Source organism: Acinetobacter endophylla (assembly GCF_053543775.1).
Genome location: NZ_JBLVOM010000187.1, coordinates 1 through 359, shown reverse-complemented (window position 1 = coordinate 359; position 359 = coordinate 1). Strand labels below are relative to the sequence as shown.

The following is a 359-nucleotide window of genomic DNA, read 5'->3' as shown; positions in this document are numbered from 1 at the left end:
TTCAGAGCAAAGCGGGTGCAGGCAACTATTTAAAGCAGTTGCCTGCACATTGGTCACAGCATCAAATCGTTGAGCCATTATCCGGTTTGATGGATCAAGATCCTGAATATCGTTTTGATGTACAAGAAGCTCGTATGGTGCTTGAAGGTGGTACAGCGTGGTATGCCGCACAACGTGCCACACCCAGTGATTTGATCAATATTCGTCAGTGTTTTGAGCAGATTAGCCATTTTCAGGCTTTAGGTGATGATGCCCACGCAGCAATAGCGGATGCGAATTTTCATCTGGCGATTGCAGAAGCATCCCACAATCTAGTGCTGATCCAAATGATGCGTAGTTTGTTTGATTTATTGCAAGAC

The 359-nt window shown here is 45.1% G+C and carries 1 protein-coding gene; it reads left to right on the top strand.

The window, feature by feature from the left end:
- A partial coding sequence (locus ACNPNW_RS06255; protein ID WP_448766747.1) for an FCD domain-containing protein occupies positions 1 to 359 on the top strand: 359 nt, incomplete at both ends.